This window comes from Shimia sp. MIT910701, from assembly GCF_047126315.1.
GTDB lineage: Bacteria > Pseudomonadota > Alphaproteobacteria > Rhodobacterales > Rhodobacteraceae > Shimia.
In genome coordinates this window covers 978607-996661 of the sequence record NZ_CP138953.1, presented here as the reverse complement: position 1 = coordinate 996661, position 18055 = coordinate 978607, and the positions used below count along the sequence as shown (strand labels likewise).

Here is an 18055-nt window from a genome sequence, read left to right as displayed (position 1 = left end):
CTGACCACAGAAATAAGAAGTGTGATCAGTTCACCACCGAGGTCTGAAAAAATCTGTCCCATGTTATGCGCTCTCCTCGGTGCGGCCCATGATCTCTTCTTCCATGTTCCAGATCATGTTGAGGATCTCTTCGCGGGTTGCGGCATAATCCGGATGCTCCTTCACCTCCCGCAAATCTGCGCCCACGCCCATGTCCGCAAAAGGCAGGCGATATTCTTTGTGAATCCGCCCCGGCCGCGGTGCCATCACCAACAGGCGCTCCCCCAACAACAGCGCTTCATCCACCGAGTGGGTGATCAAAATGATTGTTTTGCCAGTCTCTTTCCACAGCTTGAGCACCAGGCTTTGCATCTTCTCCCGCGTCAGCGCGTCGAGCGCCCCCAGCGGTTCGTCCATCAGGATCACATCCGGATCATTTGCAAGGCAGCGGGCCAATGCCACACGCTGCTGCATTCCGCCGGACAGCTCATAGACCATTTTTTCCTTGAAATCCTGCAGCCCCACCACGTCGAGCAAATGGTCAACGATCTCTGCGCTCTCAGACTTCGGCATGCCCTTCATATCCGGTCCAAAACGCACGTTGTCCCGTACGCTCATCCACTCAAACAAGGCGCCCTTTTGAAACACCATGCCACGCTCGGCATCCGGCCCAAGCACTTGATGCCCGTTCAGCATAATCTGGCCTTCTGTCGGCGCCAGAAACCCGGCCACAATATTCAACAAGGTGGTTTTGCCACAGCCCGAAGGCCCCAGCACACTCAGCAACTCGCCCTGTTTTAGATCAAGGCTCACGTCCTTTAGCGCTTGCACATGACTGCCGTTGGGCAGGTCAAAACGCATGGACAAATTTTGTATGGATAATCCGGTCATGGTCCCTATCTGACGTTGGGCATCGCCCCCGCGACGCACGGCGGTTGTCCCGCCTGTTCTCATTGGGAAATCATTGAAAACAAGGCCCACATCCAAAGGTGCGGGCCTTGTCCTTACATGCGCTTACATGCCTTTGGCAGCTTCCAGCGGTCCGGTGTTGACCGCGCCGTCATAGCTGTCCAGCGCGCTTGGAATGGAGCCTGCGCCCACAAACACGCCCGCCACACCTTTCATGAAGTCCTGCGCCGTACCGCCCAGCCAGGCACCGCCCAACTGATCGTCCACGGTTGGGAACTTGAAGGTCGCCAGCGTATCTGCGGTGGACTGCTCATCCATACCCGCGTCTTTCGCGATCACCGGCAGCATCTTGGCGTGGTTGGCTTCATCCGCCCACATTGCGTTGGCTTCGGCGGTCACCGCCAGGAACTTCGCCAGCATCTCGCCTTCTTCGGCAATGTAGGACGCAGGCGCGGTAGTGGCGTCAAACACCAGAATGCCCAGCTCTTCTTTCTCCGCACCGGTCAACAGCACGTTGCCATGCTCTTTCATGCGACGCAGCGCGCCACCCCAACCACAGGCCATGTCCAGCGATCCTTGCGCCAGTGCCGCAGCGCCTTCCGCTGGTGCCATGTCGACCACTTCCATAGACGCCACATCCACACCGAAGTGGTTCATCTGGCTGAGGAAACCATAGTGCGCCGCGGTGCCCAGCGGCACAGCCACCTTCTTGCCGGCCAGTTCAGCGGCGCTGTCCTTGTCAATCTCAAGACCAGAGGCCACCACACAGTTGTCGTTGTCAGAGTAGCTCACCGCCACATCCACGATCTGGATGTCCTGACCTGCAGAGGCTGCAACCACAAACGGTGGCACACCTTGGCTCACAGAAATCTGCACGTCGCCAGAGGCCATCGCCGCGCTCATCGCGGTGCCGGTGTCAAAGCTGACCCAGTTGATCTTGGTGCCCATGGCTTCTTCATACATGCCGGTCTGCTTGGCGTATTGGAACGGCATCGGCCACTCCAGGAAGTAGGCCACGGTGATCTCGTCGGCCATCGCTGCCTGCGCACCCAGCAACATAGCGGTGGAGGCCGCCGCACCCATCAGCGTCGTTTTCAAGCTCATAATCATTTCTCCCGTTGTCGATTCTGGCGCGAAATTCGAGCCGGGTTCGTCGGGCCTTGAGCCTCTTTTTTGATCACCGGCAATGCGCGTCCTCCTTGAGGGGAGCGGAAATTCGGGCACCGATCAATGTTTTTTTCAGCAATTCAACGTCACGAACCCGTGTCTTGGCCCCGCCAATTAAATTTGACCACTTGGTTGAAAACGTTATAAAATAGGGATTTGAAGCCCTCTTCACGGATTTGTGGACGCAGCCCGTCGGAATACTGGCCTTACAGAGCCAAATTTTTTGGCCCTATAAACCTGCTTGAAAAAGTCGCGAGGATGTCACCGAAATCCACGTAGCGGGCGGAGTTTGCGCCCGAAAAACAATCTAAAGTAGATTCTCAATCAGGGAGACTCGCGCCATGGATGGCACATTGAAAGACAACGACCTTAGCCATGTCGTGAACGCTGACAAAGCCCACGTCTGGCATCATCTGGTGCAGCACAAGCCGTTCGAAACAAACGACCCTCGTATCATCATCGAAGGCAAAGGCATGCGCGTGTGGGATCAGAACGGCAAAGAGTATATCGACGCTGTGTCTGGCGCGGTCTGGACCGTAAACGTCGGCTACGGCCGTGAGCGCATTGCAAACGCCGTGCACGCCAACCTGATGAAAATGTGCTACTTCGCCAATGCCGCGGGCAACGTACCCGGCGCGCTTTATGCGGAGAAACTGATCGACAAAATGCCCGGCATGAGCCGAGTCTATTTCACCAACTCCGGATCAGAGGCCAATGAGAAGGCCTTCAAGATGATCCGTCAGATTGCGCATAAGAAATACGGCGGCAAGAAACACAAAATCCTTTATCGCGACCGCGACTACCACGGCTCCACATTGGCGGCGATGTCCGCGGGCGGTCAGGATGAACGCAACATGCAATACGGCCCCTTTGCACCGGGTTTTGTGCGCGTGCCGCACTGTATGGAGTACCGCAAAGACGAACTTGGCCTCGGCCATCTCTCCGGGCGCGAGTTCGGCATCGCTGCGGCCAACCTGATCGAAGAGGTCATCCTTAAGGAAGGCCCGGACACCGTGGGCGCACTCTGCCTTGAGCCTGTGACCGCAGGTGGCGGCGTCATCACCCCACCCGAAGGCTATTGGGAACGGGTGCAGGAAATCTGCAAACAGTATGACATCCTGCTGCACATCGACGAAGTGGTCTGTGGCATTGGCCGCACCGGCACTCATTGGTTTGGCTATCAGCACTACGGCATCAAGCCGGACTTCGTGACCATGGCCAAAGGCGTGGCCTCCGGTTATGCCGCCATCGCCTGCATGGTCACCACCGAAGAGGTCTTTGACCTGTTTAAATCCGACGCGTCCGACAAGCTGGACCACTTCCGGGACATCTCCACCTTCGGCGGATGTACCGCTGGCCCTGCGGCCGCGCTGGAAAACATGGCGATCATCGAAGAAGAAGGCCTGCTGGAAAACTGCACCGCCATGGGCGAGCGCATGATGGCCAACCTGCAGGCTCTGATGGAGAGACACGAAGTCATTGGCGACGTGCGCGGCAAAGGCCTGTTCCTTGGCTGTGAGCTTGTGAAAGATCGCGAGACCAAGGAGCCTGTGGACGAAGCCGACATCGCCGCCGTGGTCGCCGACTGTGGCGCGCAAGGCGTGATCATCGGTGCAGCCAACCGCTCCGTGCCGGGCCGCAACAACGTGATTGCCTTCTCCCCGGCCCTGATCGCCACGGCAGACGACATCGACGCCATCACCACGGCTGTCGATAACGCCCTGACCAAAGTGTTTGGCTAAACAGAACTGCAACGTCCGGTGACGGCATCCTCCCCCGTCACCCCGCGCCGCTTGCCCCTCGGGGCAGGTGGCGCTTGTGTCTGTGAAAGGAAAACCCATGTGGCCTGCCCCCATCACATTGACCGGCACCCATGTGTCATTGGCGCCTCTGTCACAGGACCACGCGAGTGATTTGGCCGAAGCCTCCGCAGACGGGGATCTTTCCTCCCTGTGGTACACCATGGTGCCAACACCCGAAGAGGTGCCGGCCAACATCGACGCGCGGAATGCGACCTCAGGCATAACGCCTTTTGCCATCCTCGACCCAACAGGCAAAGCCGTTGGCATGACCACCTTTATGAACGCCGACGCAGCCAACCGGCGGGTGGAAATCGGGTCCATATGGTATCGCGCGGCGGCCCAACGCAGCCCAATGAACACCGAATGCAAACTGCTGATGCTGCGTCACGCCTTTGAAGAATTGGACTGCATTGCCGTAGAATTCCGCACCCATTTTCTAAACCAACAATCACGCCGCGCGATCGAACGTCTTGGCGAGAAATTCGATGGCGTTCTGCGCAATCACATGATCATGGCCAACGACACATTGCGCGACACCGCGGTCTATTCGATCTGCCAACACGAATGGCCCGCCGTGCGCGCAAATCTTAAGCACAAGCTGGCACGCATGGCACAAGCGTGAAAGTCCAGTTTGCCAGCGCGATAAGTCCAGTATAGCCTCCCGCCCATGGCCATATCTGTCGAAACCTTCTTCCTCGCGCCCGGCTTTCAGGGCACACTTCAGGCGCAAATCCAGCAATTGATCGCAGAGGGCATCCTGTCCGGCCGCTTCCGTCGCGGCGAAAAACTCCCGTCCTCGCGCAAACTCGCCACCCACCTCGGCGTGTCACGCATCACTGTCACCCTCGCCTACACCGAGCTTCTGGCCAACGACTACCTGACTTCACGTGGCCGATCCGGCTACTACGTCAGCGAAAACGCCCCGGTTCCCCCATCTTTTGATCCACCTAAACCACGCGAAGACCGCATCGATTGGACCCGCGCTTTGGGGCGTCGCTTCACCGGCGGTGACACTCCGGACAAACCCAAAGACTGGGCCAACTACCGCTACCCTTTTGTTTACGGACAAACCGATCCCAGTCTTTTTGATCACGCCAACTGGCGGCTCTGTGCTTTGCAGGCTTTGGGCCAAAAAGACTTCACCGCGCTCACTTCGGATTACTATGATCAGGACGACCCCGAGTTGGTCGAATTCATCGCCCGCAACACGCTACCCCGTCGTGGCATCATCGCCCGCCCTGAAGAAATCCTGATCACCTTGGGTGCCCAAAACGCGCTCTGGATTGCTGCGCAGGTGCTGCTGACCCAGCGCCGCATGGCCGCAATCGAAAACCCCTGCTACCACGCCCTGCGCGACATTCTGAACCAATCGCGCTGCCATGTGGACGCCATCAACGTAGACCGCGACGGCCTCAACCCCGACCTGATCCCCTCTGAAGCGGACGTGATTTTCACCACCCCCAGCCATCAATGCCCAACCACCGCCACCATGCCGATGGCCCGCCGCCACGCCTTGCTGGAGCGTGCCCGCGACATCGACGCGCTGGTGGTCGAAGATGACTACGAATTTGAAATGTCCTTCCTTGACGCCCCCTCCCCGGCCTTGAAATCACTCGATACCGAAGGCCGTGTGATTTATGTGGGAAGCTTCTCCAAGTCGCTGTTTCCTGGCCTGCGTCTTGGATATCTGGTCGGCTCCGAAGCCTTCATCCGAGAAGCCCGCGCCCTGCGTGCCTCCGTCATTCGTCATCCTCCCGGCCACATCCAACGCACTGCCGCGTATTTCCTATCCCTTGGCCACTACGATGCCCTCATCCGCCGCATCCGCGAGGCCCTCAAAGCCCGCCGCGCCGTCATGCAGGACGCCATTGATCAATCAGGCCTGACCGTTGCGGGCAAAGGCGCCTTTGGCGGCTCATCTTTTTGGATGCAGGCCAACCCCGACGTCGACACTGAAATCTTGGCAGAAATCCTCAAATCCGAAGGTGTCCTCATCGAACCAGGTCATTCGTTTTTCACCGGCGAAACCCCACCAAAGAACTTCTACCGCCTCGGCTATTCCTCCATTCCCTCCGAACGCATCCCCGAGGGCGTGGCCCGGATCGCCCGCGCGCTTGGCTCTGGCTGATCTGGACACATCCGGGCACCCCATCTGGCCCTAACGCCAAATTGCCGCAGTTCGTACTTTCCATGCAAAAGGAACGCCCACCGAAAGAGTCGGGCGCAGCATGGAGTTTGCCTCATGAAAATGACCACCGAAGAAGCCTTTGTGAAAGTGCTTCAGCGCCACGGCATCGAGCATGCCTTTGGAATCATTGGCTCCGCCATGATGCCAATCTCAGATCTCTTCCCCAAAGCGGGCATCATGTTCTGGGACTGCGCCCACGAAGGCTCCGCTGGCATGATGAGCGACGGCTACACCCGCGCCACCGGCAAAATGTCGATGATGATCGCGCAAAACGGCCCCGGCATCACCAACTTCGTGACCGCCGTGAAAACCGCCTACTGGAACCACACGCCGCTGCTGCTGGTGACCCCACAGGCCGCCAATAAGACCATCGGTCAGGGTGGTTTTCAGGAAGTTGAGCAGATGGCGCTGTTCAAAGACATGGTGGCCTATCAGGAAGAGGTCCGCGACCCGTCCCGTGTTGCGGAAGTCCTCACCCGTGTGATTGCCCAAGCCAAGCGCCTCTGTGGCCCGGCACAGCTCAACATCCCACGGGACATGTGGACTCAGGTGATCGACATCGACCTGCCCGATCCCATCGAATTTGAGGCTTCCTCCGGCGGCACGTCTTCTGTGGCAGACGCGGCCAAACTGCTGTCTGAAGCTAAGAACCCGGTGATCCTCAACGGTGCCGGCACGGTCCTGTCTGAAGGTGGCATCCCAGCGTCCATCGCGCTGGCCGAACGCCTCGATGCGCCTGTGTGCGTGGGCTATCAGCACAACGACGCCTTCCCCGGCAACCACCCACTGTTTGCAGGCCCACTGGGCTACAACGGCTCCAAAGCGGGCATGGAACTCATCAAAGAGGCTGACGTTGTTCTGGCCCTTGGCACCCGCCTGAACCCATTCTCCACCCTGCCCGGCTACGGCATGGAGTATTGGCCAGCAGACGCAAAAATCATTCAGGTCGACATCAACCCCAACCGCATCGGCCTGACCAAGAAAGTCGAAGTGGGCATCGTTGGCGACGCCGCCAAAGTGGCCAATGGCATTCTGGAGCAACTCTCCGACACCGCAGGCGATGCAGGCCGCGAAGAGCGCAAAGCGCGCATTTCCAAAACCAAATCCGCCTGGGCACAGCAACTGTCCTCGATGGACCACGAAGATGACGATCCGGGCACAACCTGGAACGAGCGCGCCCGCGCCGACAAACCAGACTGGATGTCCCCACGCATGGCCTGGCGCGCGATCCAATCCGCTCTGCCGCGCGAAGCCATCATCAGCTCCGACATCGGCAACAACTGCGCCATCGGCAACGCCTACCCCTCCTTTGAGGAAGGCCGCAAATACCTCGCCCCCGGCCTGTTTGGCCCCTGCGGCTACGGCCTGCCTGCCATCGTGGGCGCCAAAATCGGCCAGCCGGATGTGCCGGTCTGCGGCTTTGCCGGTGACGGCGCCTTTGGCATCGCGGTCAACGAGCTGACCGCCATCGGCCGCGGCGAATGGCCTGCAGTGACCCAAATCGTCTTCCGCAACTACCAGTGGGGCGCTGAAAAACGGAACTCCACCCTGTGGTTTGACGACAACTTTGTGGGCACCGAACTGGACACCCAAGTGTCCTATGCTGGCATCGCGCAAGCCTGTGGCTTGCAAGGTGTTGTGGCCCGCACCATGGACGAGCTGACCGCCGCGTTGAACAAAGCCATCGACGATCAGATGAACCACGGCAAGACAACGCTGATCGAAGCCATGATCAACCAGGAACTGGGTGAACCCTTCCGCCGCGACGCGATGAAAAAGCCTGTTTCCGTGGCCGGTATCGACGCGGCTGACATGGTCAAACAGACCGGAAGCTGACCCCTTGAAGCCGCTCCGCCAGATACTTGGTGCCGCCAGCGGCTCTGACAAAATCATCGCCCTTTCTGAGGGCGATGATCCCCGCGTAGCTGAGGCTGCGCTCATGATCCGCAAAGAAAAAGTGGCCCGCGTGCTGCTGGTGGGGGACCCTCAAAAGATCGAAGACAATCTCGCCAGTTGCGGCACGACCCCTGAGGAAGTTGCCGGCGACATCGAGATCCACGACCCCAACACCTCCCCACTGATTGACGAATTCCGCGAAACGTTGGTGTCTTTGCGCGCCCACAAAGGCATGACACCGGAAATAGCCTCCGCACAAGTCCGTCACAGACTGACCTATGCGGCCCTTCTGGTGCAAACCGGCCGCGCCCACGGCACCGTCGGCGGCGCCGCCGAAACCACGTCCGACACAGTCCGCACTGCCCTACAAATCATCGGCAAAGCGCCGGATGCGGCGATGGTCTCCTCGTTCTTTTTTATGCTCTACTGCAAGGAGCACCACACCGTAAAAGGCGCGCATATCTTTGCGGATTGTGGTCTTGTTGTGGACCCTGACGCAAATGAAATGGCCGAAATTGCTCGTGCCTCGGCGGCGTCTTACCGGGCACTCACCGGCGAGACGCCACGCGTCGCCATGTTGTCTTTCTCAACGGCAGGTAGCGCAGATCATCCCAAAGTGTCCAAGGTTGTGGCGGCCACGCATCTGGCCAAAGTCGCCGATCCTGATCTCATTATCGACGGAGAGCTTCAGTTCGACGCCGCCTTTGTGCCTGAGGTCGCCGCGTCAAAAGCCGAGAAATCTGCGCTTGGCGGCGCAGCCAACGTCTTTGTCTTCCCCAGCCTGAATGCCGGCAACCTAGGCTACAAAATCGCCCAGCGCGTTGGTGGGGCAACCGCCATTGGCCCGGTGCTGCAAGGCCTGGCCAAACCTGCCAATGACTTGTCCCGAGGATGTTCCGCTGAGGATATTTTGCACATGGTTGCCGTCACCGTCGCCCAATCTGATGCATTGGATCAGACCCAAAAGGCGCCGGAGGGGGCCGCATGACCCCCGCGCCTACATCAATCCAGCGCCAGCGTCACAACGGTCGCGGCCACAATATCCTGCGCGCTTGCCCCACGGCTAAGGTCGCACACCGGCTTTTTGAACCCTTGCAGGATTGGCCCCAAGGCTTGCGCACCTCCCAATGCAACCGCCAATTTGTAAGCGATATTGCCCGCATCCAGATTCGGGAACACCAGCACATTTGCGTCGCCGGTCCCCGCGCCCTTACGCGCGGCCACGTCGGGGATCAGCGCGGCGTCACCTTGCACCGGCCCCGTGAAACCGCTCAACTCGGCCGCCTCGCGCACTTTGTCAACACCGGCACCCGCTCCGCTGGTGCCGGTGGAAAACGACAACAACGCCACCCGCGCCTCACCCAGCAAGGCTTCTCCGCTGCGCGCCGAGGCTGTGGCAATCGCCGCCAATCCTTCGGCATCAGGGTCCACCGTCAAACCGCAGTCGGCAAAGACCAACGACCGGCCATCCGGGAAATTCATCAAGAAAAAACTCGACGGCACGCTCACCCCATCGGCCAAGCCAATCGACATGGAGGCCGCTTCGATCACACGCCGCGTTGGCGCTTCAGCACCCGCAGTCATCGCGTCGGCCTCACCGGCCGCAACCATGGCCGCCGCCCGATAGAGCGGCTTCTCCACAAGACGTCGGGCGATCCGCTCTTTCATACCGCGCGTCTCGATCAGCGCCTGTACGTAGCGGTCGGTGTTGTCACCAAGCGTCATAGGCCGACACAGACCATCCCGATCCAGCGCCCGCATGGCTTCGGCTGTGCGCGGCTCTTTGTGTTCGGGGAACACCACCCGCGCGTTTTTCGCCGCCACCTTGGCCGACAGCGCATCCATAAACTTCATGTATACCTCCGCATACGCAACAGGAGCCATCCGTGACCGAAAACGTCAAGATCAACCGCGGCCTCAAGGGCATTTATTTCGAGCGTTCTGGCGTCTCCCATATCGATGGCGCCAAAGGCGAGCTGTCCTATCGAGGTTATTCCATCCACGACCTCGCCACGCAGTCTACATTTGAGGAAGTCTGCTACCTGCTGATCCACAGCGAGCTGCCCACCGAGACACAACTGGCTGAATTCGACGCCGCGCTCAAGGCCGCCCGCGAGCTGCCTGACCAAATCTTCGACATCATCCGCGCCACCAAAGACGGCCACCCTATGGACGTACTGCGCACCGCGGTCTCCGCCCTCGCCGCACTGGAGGCAGATAGCCAGAACACTGGCACTGAAGCTTTTCTCGCCAACGGCCTGCGCCTAACCTCGCAAGTCTCGATGATCATCGCCGCGCATGAAAACATCCGCAACGGCCGCGATCCGATCCCTGCGGACAAGACTCTGTCCCACGCAGCCAACTGGCTCTGGATGCTCAAGGGAGAGAAACCTTCCGAGGACGCCGCCAAACTGGCCGATGTCGACTTCATCCTACACGCCGAACACGGCGCCAACGCCAGCTCTTTTGCCGCCCGCGTCACCATTGGCACCGACACCAATCTGCACGGCGGCGTCGTCACCGCGCTGTCCACTTTGGCAGGCCCCGCCCACGGCGGCGCAGCCGAAGACGTGATGAAAATGGTGCACGAGATCGGTACGCCCGACAACGCCGCCGCCTACGTCAAAGCCAAGCGCAAAAACCGCGAGGCGGTCACCGGCTTTGGCCACCGCGTCTACCGCGCCGAAGACCCGCGCGCGCGCCACATGCGCGACGGTGTGAAAAAACTTGGCGAAGAAATGGGCGCACCAGAGTGGTACGAAATCCTGCAAGGCGTGGTCGAAGCGATGAAGCCCTACGCCCGCCATGGCCTCAACGTGAACGTCGATTTCTACTCCGGCGTGATCTACCAGTTGCACGGCATCCCGATGGATCTCTATGTGCCAATCTTCGCAATCGGCCGCATGCCGGGCTGGATCATCCAGTGTATCGACCAACAAGAAAGCAACATCCTCATCCGGCCACTGACGCTCTATAACGGCCCTGACATGCGCCCTTATACCCCGATGAAAGACCGTTGATGATCGACGCCCTCGCCCTGCCAACTGACCACTTTGTTTGGCTCATCCTGATTTGTTTCGTCGCCGGTATGGTGCGCGGGTTTTCAGGCTTTGCCTTATCTGCGGTTGTTATGGCGATCGCCGTGATGTTTCTCGCCCCCATAACACTGATCCCCATCCTTTGGTTTCAGGAGATGACCGCCTCCCTACTGATGGTGCGCGGCGGTATGAAAGACGCCAACCGCCGCGTGGTCACCGGGCTGGTGCTAGGCTCGGCGTTTGGCCTGCCCATAGGTCTCAGCTTAACCCAGTCCCTGCCGGTCGACACCTCCAAATTGGTAGCTTTAAGCGTGATTGTTGTGCTTGCCGCGACGCAGCTCGCCAAACTGCGCCTGCCGGTCTTGGCCACACGGCCAGGCCTCTGGGGATCGGGCATTTTGGCGGGCATCGTGACCGGCCTGGCCGGTGTTGGCGGCATGGTCGTTGCGCTCTATGTGTTAGCCTCCAACGCCCCCGCCCGCGAAATGCGCGCCTCTCTGGTGATGTTCCTCTTTGCGTCTTCCGTCATTTCACTGGCAACCTTGACCTATTTTGGCGTGATGAACACCGAGTCCGCCCTGCGCGGCCTTGCATTAGCACCGGCATCCGCTCTGGGAGTTATCGCCGGTAAGTCCCTCTTCCGCCCCGCGTGGGAGCCATATTACAAACCGTTTTGCCTCTGCCTGCTGATCGGATTGGCGACGCTGGGGATCCTCCGTCAGGGGATTGGTGCATGACCAACATCCCTGACTTTACGGCACGTACGCAACACGTCCTTGACCTACACGCTCAATCTGCCACAGCTTCTGCAAAGAAGGATTTCCGCGCGTGACCCAAGCAGACAGAACAAGCTCCCAACCTGACCGCCTTACGCAGATCAAAATGCGTCTACGCGCGGATTTTGCCCGTTATTTCCCCGGCGTTGCGGTTGCCGTCACAGTTGCGGCCACGGCGCAATTGCTGTCTGAGCACCATGGCGCCCCCGCCATGTTGCTTGCCCTGCTGTTTGGCATTGCCCTCAATTTTTTGGGCGAGGAAGGCCGCACCGTTGAGGGCGTTGGCTTTGCCGCAAAAACAGTACTCCGCTTGGGCGTGGCCCTGCTTGGCGCCCGCATTTCAGCGATGATGGTCATGGAACTGGGCTGGCAACTGTTGCTGCTCATCATCCTCGGCGTGGTGGCGACAATCCTTTTTGGTCTGCTCGTAGCCCCTTTGTTCGGTCACAAATGGCGCTTCTCTACGCTCACTGCCAGCTCCGTTGCCATCTGCGGCGCCTCTGCTGCCATGGCCGTGGCTGCAATCTTGCCCAAAGACGCCCGTTCTGAGGAACGCCTGCTCTTCACCGTCATGGGCGTCACCGTTATGTCCACCATTGCCATGATCGCGTATCCGCCGTTGGTGGAAGTCTTCGGGCTCAACGATCAAATGGCGGGCGTCTTCCTTGGCGGCACCATCCATGATGTCGCCCAGGTTGCTGGTGCCGGCTTCTCTATCAGCCAAGAGGCAGGCGACACCGCCGTACTGGTCAAGCTGATCCGAGTCGCCATGCTGGCCCCAGTGGTTCTGATCACCTCCATGCTGATCCGCACCTTTGCTGAAGCCCCCACATCCGGCGAGCGCCCGCCAGTTTTGCCGGGCTTTGTGGTCGGTTTCCTTGCTCTCGCAGCTCTGAATTCGCTTGGTTTCATTCCCGCCTTTCTTTCTGACCTGCTGGGCGAAACCTCTCGTTATCTCCTGCTCACCGCCGTCGCGGCTGTGGGCATGAAAACCAACCTCAAACAGGTGCTCGGCGTCGGCGGCGCAGCCATCGCGCTCATCTTTGTCGAAACCCTCTTCATCGCAGGCTTCATTCTCGCGGGGATTTACTTGCTCACCGGATAAACGCGCCCAAGGGAGGCCAGATGACGTTCCAGCAACCCGACCTCAACACCAGTCCGAAAGTCTCTGACGAGATACGTCAGACGACCTGTTACATGTGCGCCTGTCGCTGCGGCATCAACGTGCACATGAAGGACGGCCCCGATGGCAAAAAACAAGTGGCCTATATCGAAGGCAACCGCGACCATCCGGTGAACAAAGGCGTGCTCTGCGCCAAAGGCTCCGCCGGCATCATGCAGGTCAACGCGCCGTCTCGCCTGAAAAAGCCCCTTAAACGGGTCGGCCCACGCGGTTCCGGCGAGTATGAGGAGATCAGCTGGGAAGAGGCCATGAGCACAGCTGTCGGTTGGCTTACCGAGCTACATGAAACCGCGCCGCACAAATTGGCCTTCTTCACCGGCCGCGACCAATCCCAAAGCTTCACCAGCTTCTGGGCACAGCACTTTGGCACGCCCAACTATGCGGCCCACGGCGGTTTCTGCTCCGTCAACATGGCAGCGGCGGGCATCTACACCATGGGTGGGGCTTTTTGGGAGTTTGGCCAACCGGATTGGGACCACACCAAACTCTTCATGATCTTTGGCGTCGCCGAAGACCACGACAGCAACCCAATCAAAGCTGGCATTGGAAAGATCAAAGCCCGCGGTGCCAAAGTCATTGGCGTGAACCCTGTGCGTTCCGGCTACAACGCCGTTGCGGATGAATGGGTGGGCATCACGCCCGGCACCGACGGCCTCTTCATCCTCAGCCTCGTGCATGAGCTGATGAAGGCCGGCAAAATCGACCTGCACTACCTCGCGCAATACACAAATGCCGCCGTGCTGGTGGACGCCGAAACCGGCCTTTTGATGCGCGACGCGGATGGCAAACAACTGGTGATTGACCGCAAAACCGGCAAGCCCGCACCCTTTGACAAGAAAGGCGTGCGCCCAGATCTGTCGGCCACCTACCGTCAGGCCGGTGTCACCCACCGTACAGTGATGCACCTGATGGCTGAGAAATATCTCGACCCGCAATACGCACCGGAAAACGTCGCCGAGAAAACCGGCATCTCCGCCCGAAAAATCAAAACCATCGCCGCTGAACTGGCGCGTGTGGCCTTTGACGAGGCCTTTGAGCTGGAGCAGGAGTGGACCGACTTCCGCGGCGAGGTCCACAAAACCATGACGGGGCGGCCGGTCAGCTTTCACGCCATGCGCGGCATCTCCGCCCATTCCAACGGGTTCCAGACGTGCCGCGCCCTACACGTGCTGCAAATCCTTTTGGGGACCGTCGAAGTCCCCGGCGGTTTCCGTTTTAAGCCGCCCTATCCCAAGCCGGTTGAGGCGCACCCAACACCCCACGGCTATGGCCGTCCCGGCAAGCCACTAGCCGGTCCACACCTCGGCTTCCCGCGTGGCCCCGAAGACCTGCAGATCAACGAGGACGGCTCCGCCTGTCGCATCGACAAAGCCTTCACATGGGAAAACCCTATGTCCGTACATGGCCTGATGCATATGGTGATCTCCAACGCCCACGCACAGGATCCGTACCCGATCGACACCCTGTTCATGTACATGGCCAACATGTCCTGGAACTCCTCGATGAACACCTCGGGCGTGATCAAGATGCTGACCGACCGCAACGACGACGGCGGCTACCGCATCCCACGCATCATCTACTCCGATGCCTACAGTTCCGAAATGGTCGCCTATGCCGACCTGATCCTCCCCGACACCACCTATCTGGAACGCCACGACTGTATTTCGCTATTGGACCGCCCAATCTGCGAAGCGGACGGCGCGGCCGACGCCATCCGCTGGCCGGTGATTGAACCAGATCGCGACGTGCGCGGCTTCCAATCGGTGCTGATCGAACTTGGCGCACGTATTGGCCTGCCTGGCTTTCTCAAAGAAGACGGAACCGCCAAGTGGAAAGACTACGCCGATTACATCGTGAACCACGAACGCCGCCCTGGCGTGGGTCCTCTTGCTGGTTTCCGTGGAAACGGCGACCAATTTGGCCGCGGCAAAGTCAATCCAAATCAACTTGAAGAGTACATTGCCAACGGTGGCTTTGCCATCGAACACGTGCCGGACAACGCACTCTACATGAAACCTTGGAATCAGCACTACCAAGACTGGGCCGTTGGCATTGGGCTCTATGACGCCCCCCAACCCTTCTTGTTCCAGCTCTATGTGGAACCAATGCGCAAATTCCAACGTGCCGCCGAAGGACATGGTGACATCCAGCCTCCAGACCATCTGCGCGACCGTCTGAAGGAGGTTATGGAGCCGCTGCCCATCTGGTACGCGCCGCTGGAGGACGCCCGTGTTGATCCAGACGAGTTGAACGTGCACGCCCTCACCCAACGCCCAATGGCGATGTATCACAGCTGGGGCACCCAAAACGCTTGGCTGCGCCAGTTACACGGCGAAAACCCGCTCTACCTCCCAACCAAACTCTGGAAGAAACACGGCTTTGCCGAGGGCGACTGGGCCCGCGTGACCTCTGCCCACGGCGAGATCACAGTGCCTGTGGCCCATCAGGCGGCTCTCAACGAGAACACCGTCTGGACCTGGAACGCCATTGGCAAACGCAAAGGCGCCTGGGCGCTTTCTGAGGACGCGCCGGAGGCCAACAAAGGGTTCCTGCTCAACCATCTGATCCATGAATTGCTGCCGCCCAAAGGCGACGGCTTGCGGTGGGCCAACTCGGACCCCATCACAGGCCAAGCCGCGTGGTTCGACCTGCGCGTGAAAATCGCGAAAGCGGATGCGCCTGAAGAGAGCCAACCGGCCTTTGATCCTATCAAGTCACCAGTGCCCCAAGGCCCGGATCATTTGGAATGGAAAGTAGGCAAATGAGACATCAAGGCCTCAAAATCCGCACCTCCGCGATACAGTCGCAATACCGACGCAATACCGACGTGAAAAAATGACCGATTTACCCGCCAAAACCGACCGCACCCTCGGCCTTGTGATCGATCTGGACACCTGCGTCGGCTGCCACGCATGCGTGATATCCTGCAAAGGCTGGAACACCGAAAACTACGGCGCGCCGCTGTCTGATCAACGCCCCTATGGCACCGAACCCATGGGCACATTTCTGAACCGCGTACACAGCTATGAGGTGCAGCCAGAGCAAGGCAGCGCGCAGACCGTACACTTTCCCAAGTCTTGTTTGCATTGCGAAAATGCCCCCTGCGTCACAGTCTGCCCCACCGGCGCAAGCTACAAACGCGTTGAGGATGGCATTGTGCTGGTCAACGAAGACCACTGCATCGGCTGCGGCCTCTGCGCCTGGGCCTGCCCTTATGGCGCGCGCGAGTTGGATCAAGCCGAAGGCGTGATGAAGAAATGCACCCTCTGTGTGGATCGCATCTACAACGAAAACCTGCCGGAAGAGGATCAAATCCCCTCCTGCGTCCGCACCTGCCCAGCGGGTGCAAGACACTTTGGCGACCTGTCCGATCCCAAATCTGACGTCAGCCAACTTGTTGAATCCAGAGGCGGATTTGACCTCATGCCGGAAATGGGCACCTTGCCCGTCAACAAATATCTGCCACCCCGCCTCAAAGATTCCTGGGACGACCAAAGCCTTTTGGCCCCACTTCTGGAACCCGTTGCCGAAGAACCCCAAGGCTTCCTCGGCTGGCTCGACAAGGCCCTCGACAAACTGCCCGGAGGGACCGCCTGATGCATCCAGCCCCATCCGTTATCGTCTTCTCAACGCTCTCCGGCCTTGGCTTCGGCCTCCTGTTCTGGCTTGGCATTGATCCGACGCCACCCACCGGCCTCACAGCTTTTGTATTCTTTGCAATTGCTTACGCCCTGTCCGTTGGTGGCCTGATCTCCTCCACCTTCCACCTCGGCCACCCTGAACGCGCCTGGCGCGCCCTCTCCCAATGGCGCAGCAGCTGGCTATCACGCGAAGGAGTCAGCGCCATCCTCGCCCTTCTTTTTATGGGGCTACACGCGATATCGCTGATTTTCCTTGAAATGAACGCCACCGCATTGGGTCTGATCGGTGCCGCCCTATCGCTGTTCACCGTCTTCACCACCTCAATGATCTACGCCCAGCTCGAAACTGTGCCACGCTGGAAAACCCCTTTGACGCCAGCACTTTACCTGAGTTTCTCTCTGGCTGGAGGCGCATTGCTTTCGGGTCTCGTGAACATGGCCATCCTGCTGCTTGTGATCGCCGCGATCTTCCAATTCATCTGGTGGCAACGTGGTGACGCGGCCCTATCTGACAGCGGCACCGACCTTGGCACGGCCACGGGATTAGGCGAGCGCGGCACGGTGCGCTCCATGGCACATCCCCACACCGCGCCCAATTATCTGGTGAGAGAATTCATCTACGTCATTGGCCGGAAACACGCGCAAAAACTGCGCCGCATCGCTTTTGGGCTCACCTTCGTGCTGCCCATCATCTGCCTGCTGCTGCCCTTCAGCCACGTCTTGGCAATCATCGCAGTCCTCAGCCACGTCGCAGGTGTCGCAACCTCGCGCTGGCTGTTCTTTGCAGAGGCCGAGCACGTGGTCGGCCTCTACTACGGCATGCGTTAACGCGCCTTCCCGCGCCAGGTGTCCAGCCAGGCGCGGAACCGCCCGCGCTTCTCAGCCAGATTGTCGCCTGCTGCTTCCAGGCTGTCTCCCATGTCCTCAAGCACCGGATCAATCCGCGCCTGACGGAAGCGCCGCCAACGCACGTAAATCGCCCAAACAAAAGCGAAAAACACGGTCAGGATCAGGATGTTCAACCATGGAATAAAGGTCACATCTGACCCTTCTACGGCTTTCACTCCCACGGCATTTGGGTAGATCGATAGGAACTCATTGCGCCAGCCGTAGTGCTTTACAGCCACCCATTGCGGCGCGTCCGCAGACGACTTCATATCCGCCGCTTCGGCCTGCAAATTGGCGGTGTCAAACTTGAAGTACGGCGGCCACCCGGCGGACGTATCTTCGTTGCGATAGACCATCACCTTTTCATTCGGAAACTTGGTCTGAATGAAAAACACATCGCGATTCACGTTGCCGGTTGCATTGCCACTGTCTTCTTTGGCCCAGAAAATCGAGTTCTCGCCAAAATCGATCCGCTTTTCATAGGTGTCGGTGATCCGCACGACATCGTGCTGCGGCAGTGTGTAATGAAAAAACGCCGCCACAAACAGCCAGAAGAGCGTCCAAAAGCCCCATTTCACATAGACCATG

The 18055-nt window shown here is 59.3% G+C and carries 15 protein-coding genes; 11 read left to right on the top strand and 4 right to left on the bottom strand.

What is annotated here, in order from left to right:
* Positions 1-63: 63 nt before the first annotated feature.
* Both SIB38_RS04740 and SIB38_RS04735 read right to left on the bottom strand, forming a co-directional pair.
* A complete protein-coding gene (locus SIB38_RS04740) occupies positions 64-870 on the bottom strand; it encodes an ABC transporter ATP-binding protein (RefSeq protein ID WP_294116588.1) in 807 nt (268 codons plus the stop codon).
* Positions 871-993: 123 nt separating this feature from the next.
* The gene (locus tag SIB38_RS04735) at positions 994-1992 is read right to left on the bottom strand and encodes an ABC transporter substrate-binding protein (protein ID WP_294116589.1); all 999 of its coding nucleotides are present in this window, start codon (positions 1990-1992) and stop codon (positions 994-996) included.
* 404 nt (positions 1993-2396) lie between these two features.
* On the opposite strand from SIB38_RS04735, the gene SIB38_RS04730 reads away from it, so the two are divergent.
* The 5 genes from SIB38_RS04730 to pta all read left to right on the top strand — a co-directional run bounded on the left by SIB38_RS04730 (position 2397) and on the right by pta (position 8929).
* A complete protein-coding gene (locus SIB38_RS04730) occupies positions 2397-3797 on the top strand; it encodes an aspartate aminotransferase family protein (RefSeq protein ID WP_412551521.1) in 1401 nt (466 codons plus the stop codon).
* A 97-nt stretch (positions 3798-3894) separates the two neighbouring features.
* On the top strand, positions 3895-4479 hold the full coding sequence (locus SIB38_RS04725) for a GNAT family N-acetyltransferase (protein WP_412551520.1): 585 nt from the start codon (positions 3895-3897) through the stop codon (positions 4477-4479).
* Between the two features lie 45 nt (positions 4480-4524).
* Positions 4525-5985, top strand: a complete 1461-nt coding sequence (locus SIB38_RS04720) for a PLP-dependent aminotransferase family protein (RefSeq protein WP_294116591.1) — start codon at positions 4525-4527, stop codon at positions 5983-5985.
* A gap of 114 nt (positions 5986-6099) precedes the next feature.
* A complete protein-coding gene (gene xsc / locus SIB38_RS04715) occupies positions 6100-7881 on the top strand; it encodes a sulfoacetaldehyde acetyltransferase (protein ID WP_294116592.1) in 1782 nt (593 codons plus the stop codon).
* A 4-nt stretch (positions 7882-7885) separates the two neighbouring features.
* Positions 7886-8929 carry a phosphate acetyltransferase gene (gene pta, locus SIB38_RS04710; RefSeq protein WP_294116594.1) on the top strand — a complete coding sequence of 348 codons (1044 nt, stop codon included), beginning with the start codon at positions 7886-7888 and terminating at the stop codon, positions 8927-8929.
* Positions 8930-8943: 14 nt separating this feature from the next.
* Here the strand turns inward: pta and SIB38_RS04705 are convergent, their stop codons facing one another.
* Positions 8944-9795 carry a phosphate acyltransferase gene (locus tag SIB38_RS04705; RefSeq protein ID WP_412551519.1) on the bottom strand — a complete coding sequence of 284 codons (852 nt, stop codon included), beginning with the start codon at positions 9793-9795 and terminating at the stop codon, positions 8944-8946.
* Positions 9796-9827: 32 nt separating this feature from the next.
* Here SIB38_RS04705 and SIB38_RS04700 point away from each other — a divergent pair, with 32 nt between their 5' ends.
* From SIB38_RS04700 to SIB38_RS04675, 6 genes are all read left to right on the top strand, one after another.
* Positions 9828-10961, top strand: coding sequence for a citrate/2-methylcitrate synthase (locus SIB38_RS04700; protein WP_412551518.1), 1134 nt, complete (start codon positions 9828-9830; stop codon positions 10959-10961).
* Positions 10961-11716, top strand: a complete 756-nt coding sequence (locus SIB38_RS04695) for a sulfite exporter TauE/SafE family protein (RefSeq protein ID WP_294116598.1) — start codon at positions 10961-10963, stop codon at positions 11714-11716. Before SIB38_RS04700 ends, SIB38_RS04695 begins: the two co-directional genes overlap by 1 nt.
* 145 nt (positions 11717-11861) lie before the next feature.
* Positions 11862-12860 (top strand): YeiH family protein, encoded by a 999-nt coding sequence (locus tag SIB38_RS04690; protein WP_294116754.1) that lies wholly within the window; start codon positions 11862-11864, stop codon positions 12858-12860.
* A 20-nt stretch (positions 12861-12880) separates the two neighbouring features.
* Positions 12881-15703 carry a molybdopterin oxidoreductase family protein gene (locus SIB38_RS04685; RefSeq protein ID WP_294116599.1) on the top strand — a complete coding sequence of 941 codons (2823 nt, stop codon included), beginning with the start codon at positions 12881-12883 and terminating at the stop codon, positions 15701-15703.
* A gap of 70 nt (positions 15704-15773) precedes the next feature.
* Complete coding sequence (locus SIB38_RS04680; protein ID WP_294116600.1) at positions 15774-16535, top strand: 4Fe-4S dicluster domain-containing protein; 762 nt, start codon at positions 15774-15776, stop codon at positions 16533-16535.
* Entirely contained in the window at positions 16535-17407 is an 873-nt protein-coding gene (locus SIB38_RS04675; RefSeq protein WP_294116601.1) for a dimethyl sulfoxide reductase anchor subunit family protein, read from the top strand. Before SIB38_RS04680 ends, SIB38_RS04675 begins: the two co-directional genes overlap by 1 nt.
* Here SIB38_RS04675 and SIB38_RS04670 read toward each other — a convergent pair.
* Positions 17404-18054, bottom strand: coding sequence for a DUF1523 family protein (locus SIB38_RS04670; RefSeq protein WP_294116603.1), 651 nt, complete (start codon positions 18052-18054; stop codon positions 17404-17406). The two genes, SIB38_RS04675 and SIB38_RS04670, sit on opposite strands and share 4 nt — an antisense overlap.
* Between the last annotated feature and the right edge of the window lies 1 nt (position 18055).